The organism is Bradyrhizobium sp., from assembly GCF_049691595.1.
Lineage (GTDB): Bacteria > Pseudomonadota > Alphaproteobacteria > Rhizobiales > Xanthobacteraceae > Bradyrhizobium.
In genome coordinates this window covers 1-4,616 of sequence record NZ_JBAVNZ010000260.1, presented here as the reverse complement: position 1 = coordinate 4,616, position 4,616 = coordinate 1, and the positions used below count along the sequence as shown (strand labels likewise).

4 protein-coding genes are annotated in these 4,616 nt (G+C 63.6%); all 4 read right to left on the bottom strand.

The genetic code is table 11. The annotated features are described in order from the left end of the window. Window positions 1-160: 160 nt before the first annotated feature. Window positions 161-1,594: a M20/M25/M40 family metallo-hydrolase gene (locus WCE35_RS11700; protein WP_424593499.1), complete on the bottom strand. Its 1,434-nt coding sequence runs from the start codon at window positions 1,592-1,594 to the stop codon at window positions 161-163. A gap of 99 nt (window positions 1,595-1,693) precedes the next feature. Further along, the gene (locus WCE35_RS11695; protein ID WP_424593498.1) at window positions 1,694-2,197 is read right to left on the bottom strand and encodes a RidA family protein; all 504 of its coding nucleotides are present in this window, start codon (window positions 2,195-2,197) and stop codon (window positions 1,694-1,696) included. Between the two features lie 29 nt (window positions 2,198-2,226). Then, a complete protein-coding gene (locus tag WCE35_RS11690; RefSeq protein WP_424593497.1) occupies window positions 2,227-2,655 on the bottom strand; it encodes a c-type cytochrome in 429 nt (142 codons plus the stop codon). 5 nt (window positions 2,656-2,660) lie between these two features. Continuing rightward, entirely contained in the window at window positions 2,661-4,235 is a 1,575-nt protein-coding gene (locus tag WCE35_RS11685) for an NAD(P)/FAD-dependent oxidoreductase (protein ID WP_424593496.1), read from the bottom strand. Window positions 4,236-4,616: the final 381 nt, after the last annotated feature.

Genomic DNA, 4,616 nt, shown 5'->3' with positions numbered 1-4,616 from the left:
CTGTTCAGACGACGTCTGCGCGGTTGCGGCCGTGGCCGCCGCGCCCAGCGCCGCGGCGCCGGCGCCTGTGACGAGCTCCCGCCTGGTCGGGTTGTCCGACACGATTTGCCGGACTGACCTGTCGTGACGGGGATTCAAGACCACGCCGCCAATTCGCCGGTCAAGACCCGCTGCCCGACAGCGTCTTGACCAGCCGATAGAGATATTCCTGGCCTTCATGAAACGATTTTACCAGAATTCGTTCGTCCTTGCCGTGGGCCCGGATGTCGTTGACGTCGCCTGCGAGGCCGGAGTGACCGTAGGTCGGTATCCCCGCATTGCGCAGATAGCTGCCGTCGGTGGCGCCGGCGCTCATGGTCGGCAACACCACGGCGGTCGGCCAGAACTCGCGCGACAGTTTTTCGATCGCGCCCATGATCTCCTCATGGAGCGCCGACGGCGCGCTCAGCACCGGCCGGTCCAGTTGCGTCACCGTGATCTGATCGTCGGCGAGCACGCGCTCCAAAGTCGCTTTGACCTCGTCGACGGGTTCGCCGGGCATGATGCGGCAATTGACCTTCGCGCTCGCCAGTTGCGGCAGCGCGTTCACCGCATGACCGCCCTCGAGCATGGTGGCGACGCAGGTGGTGCGAAGCTGGGCATTGTAGACCGGGTTGGCGGCGAGCCGGGTGAACGACATCGCGGAGGGGTCCGGTTTGTCCGACAGCAGCGCGCGCATTTCCGAGGCGATCTGATCGCCTTCGAACTGCGCGGTCTTTTCGAAATAGGCGCGCGTCGTCTCGTTGAGGCGCAGCGGGAAGCTGAATTTGGAGAGGCGGACCAGTCCTTCCGCCAGATGATAGATTGCGTTGTCTTTTGCCGGCACCGAGCTGTGGCCGCCGCGGTTTTTCACCTGCAGCAGATAGTTCAGCGACACCTTTTCGCTGGTCTGGACGCTGTTGCGGATCGCCTTGCCGTCCTTCAGCCCGACGCTGCCGCCCTCGTTCAGGGCGAATTCGGCGTCGATCAGGTCGCGATGATTCTTGAGCAGCCACTGGATGCCAACGCTGTCGCGATCGAGAGTTTCCTCATCGGTCTCCAGCGCCAGGATAATATCCCGATCCGGCTTGTAGCCTTCCTTCTTGTAGCGAACGAGGTTGGTGACGAAGGCTGCCGCCATGAACTTGTCGTCGCCGCTGCCGCGGGCATAGAAATAGCCATCCTGCTCGATCAGCTTGAACGGATCGACCGACCAGTCCTCGCGGTTGGCCGCCACGACGTCGAGATGCGCCAGCAGCAGCATCGGCTTGCGCGCGCCGCTGCCGCGCAGCCGCGCCACCAGATTGCCCTTGCGCGGCGCGGGCGAGAAGACTTGAACATCGGCATCGGCAAAACCGGCGGCGCGCAGCCGCGCCGCCATCGCCTCGGCGGCCTTCGCGGTATCGCCGGTCGCGGTCACGGTGTTGATTTCGACCAGCTCCTTGTAGATGTCGTAGGCGAGCTGCTGTTGCGGGCTCAGTCCGTCAGCCGCGGCTGCCCCGGCCGAAAAAAGCGCCGCGGCAAGCGCGGCCGCGAGCAGGATTGAAGAAAATTGCCATTGGACTTTTCGAACCATCTTGCGCTCCCACCCGTTCGCCGCTGACGGCGGATTGAGACAGGCGGCCGGCGCTTTGGCAAGCATGCGAGCCCCTCGATTTCCGCGCCTCACCTTCTTCTATTTGGCATCCTTGACCGCCACCACCTCGATTTCGACCAGGAAACCGGGATTGGCGAGCGCGGCGATTCCAACGACGGAGCGCGCCGGCAGATTGGGCTGGGGGCCTCCGAAAAACTGGGTGTAGCCTTCCATGAAGGCTTTGAAATCCATCGGCGCCGCCGCGCTGTGCACCAAAAATACCTGCATCTTGACCACGTCGGCCATCCCGAGGCCGAGCCCTTCCAGAATGCCCTTGATCCGGTTGAGAACGCCAACGGTCTGGGTCTTGACGTCACCATAGGCCTGCGGGCTGGCCGGATCGGCATCCTTGTTGGCGACGGGCGGCACCTGACCGCTGACATAATAGGTCGTGGCATTGCCGGTGACCTGCACCACCTGGGCGATCGGGAAGGTCGAGTTCGGAATGGGATGCCGGACGACATCGGCGCGCGCCGGCGTGAAACCGGCGGTATGACCGGCGGCCGTCACCGCGGCGATCAGCAGCATGGTTGCTGGTTTCACGTGTTTCCTCCTGGCTGGTCGATTGCGTTTCAGCGGCGTGCGTCTTCCACATCCCTGGCGGTTACCACATCCGTAAAACTGTTGCCGAAATGGGTCCGGACAAAGTTCACGACGGCGGCGACCTGACCATCGGTCATCATGTCGCCGAATGGCGGCATGCCCCGCCTGCCACGGACCACGAGATAGACCGGGTATCCCTTTGTTTCGAGGTTCTTGTTGCCGACAAGCGATGGGTACGATCCGGCGCCGGTTGCCCCCGCCCCGTCGGTCATGTGGCAGCCCTGACAGACATTGGCGAAGATTTCCTCGCCGGCCATTTCGACGAATTTGAAACCCGAGCTGAAGGTCCGGCCGCCGGCGAGAGGCGAGTCTTGACCGATCGCCGACGCCGCCGGCAACACCAGCGCCAGCAACGCCGCACAGCCGACCTTCCGCGCTTTTGGGTTGACCGGCGCCATCGGGTTTAAGTCCTCATGACGCGCTGGTGCAGCCGCGCAATGGCATCGAGCGCGGACAGGATCGCGCCCTCCTGCCAGGCCGGCAGATCGGAGGCATGCTCGCCGGCCAGGACGATCCGGCCGTCGATCTGGCACAGATTGCGGTAGTGCTGCGCCCGCGCCTGTTCGGTCCACTCGCCGCTGCAGCCCAGCGTGAAGGGAACGCGGTGCCAGGCGACGGAAATGCCGGTCTCGAATTCCGCCTTGTATTGCGGATGAATGAGCGCGCCGAATTCGACGGCGCTGGCAATGCGTTCGGCCGGCGGCATCGCCGTGAACTCGTAGGAATTCGCCCCCTCGAACAGATAGGCGCCGAGCAAGACGCCGCGTCCGGCGCGATTGAAGCCGGTGTTGGGATAGGCGATCTGGCGGATCGGCAGGTCGGTAAAAGTAATGCCGCCATAAATGGCCTCGTCCTCCTCCCAGAAGCGGCGCTTGAACTGCAGGCCGATCTTGACCGAACCGGCGTAAGGCACCGCGTCGATGGCGGCCTGCATCGCGCTACCGACGTCGGTCGGTATCTGGCCGAGGATCGACAGCGGGATCGTGCAAACGCACCAATCCGCTTTCGCCTCTCGCGGATCGGAAGGGTCGGCGGTGTCGACATAGCTGACGGTGACGCCGCGGTCGCTTTGCGCAATGCGCGTCACCCTGGCATTGTAGCGGATCAGGTCGCCGACTTCGCGGGCGAACGCCTTGCCGATCATGTCCATGCCGCCGACGGGCTGAAACATCGTGGTCTGGAAATTATAGCGCGCGAAACTCTGCAGATAGCGCCACAGCCGGGACTTGAGAATGTCCGACAAGGCGACGGGCGCGCTCGGCAGCGGATCCGCATCAAGCCCGCCGCCGGGATCGCGCGCATAGCCGCGAAATTCGGCCGAGAAAAGATTGGCGTTGTATTTGTAGTCGCGGTCCAGCGCGCCCCACGATCTCAGCGCCTGCAGCAGAATCGCCTGATCTTCCTTCGAGACGGCTTCATCGAGCTGGCCTTGCTGCGTTACCTTGGCGAGCAGTTCCGACACCTGGCCCTGAAAGTCCGCCTTGATGGCGCGGATCCGCTGCGGCGCCCCGCCGAACGCGCTGGACGCGTGGAGATATGCATTGTGATTGAGCTGGATGAACGGCTCCAGCGTGACGCCAAGCCGTCGGCAATAGTCGAGCAGCGCGCGATGGTGATAGGGAATCCGCCACGGTCCGGGGTTGATGTAGAGATCGCGCTCGAATTCGCAGGTCTGTTTGAAACCGCCGAGTTCGGTAAAACTGTCGCCGCCGCGCAATGTCCAGTTGCGGCCGCCGGGGCGGCTGTTGAATTCGAGGACCCGAACCTTGTAGCCGGCCTTGCGCAGCTCGAGCGCGGCCGTCATGCCGGCAAGCCCGGCGCCCAGGATCAGGACGGAGGCGCCGTTCGGATCGCCTTCCAGCCTGAGCGGCCCCTTGTAGGTGGATTCCGACGCCAAGCCGAGACTGGTCATGGCGTGATACATCGCCGCGCTGCCGGCCATCGCGCCGACCAGCGCGAGCAGATCACGCCGCCTCATGATGGGTTCGCTTGGCATATGCACTGGCCGCGCTTGAGCTTTCCATCTCGCCGTCAGAGGCAACCCACTGGCCTCCGATCTGTCAAGAAACAGTGCCGCCCCGTGGCCGGGCCACACGCGTTGTTGATGTCGGCACTGGACGATCCTTTCGATGGGCACACGTCCGCCTTCGCTTGAGCAACGACGTTTTCTTCCGCAGCGGATCGAGGATTACGTGGCGCCGGACAATCCGGTGCGTGCGATTGGGGCTTGCATTCAAAATGTGTGTTGACGCCAAATAGCGCGGCGTCGGACGTCAGGCTGCCGTCATTTTCCTGCTTTGCCGCTGTACGTCAACGAAATGCTGAAATTCGGCTACCGGCATCGGCCTGGCGAAATAGT

Bases quoted from the DNA above. Each gene is read 5' to 3' on its own strand.
- WCE35_RS11700 (WP_424593499.1), bottom strand. From the start codon at position 1,594: ATGGTTCGAAAAGTCCAATGGCAATTTTCTTCAATCCTGCTCGCGGCC.
- WCE35_RS11690 (WP_424593497.1), bottom strand. From the start codon at position 2,655: ATGGCGCCGGTCAACCCAAAAGCGCGGAAGGTCGGCTGTGCGGCGTTG.
- WCE35_RS11685 (WP_424593496.1), bottom strand. From the start codon at position 4,235: ATGAGGCGGCGTGATCTGCTCGCGCTGGTCGGCGCGATGGCCGGCAGC.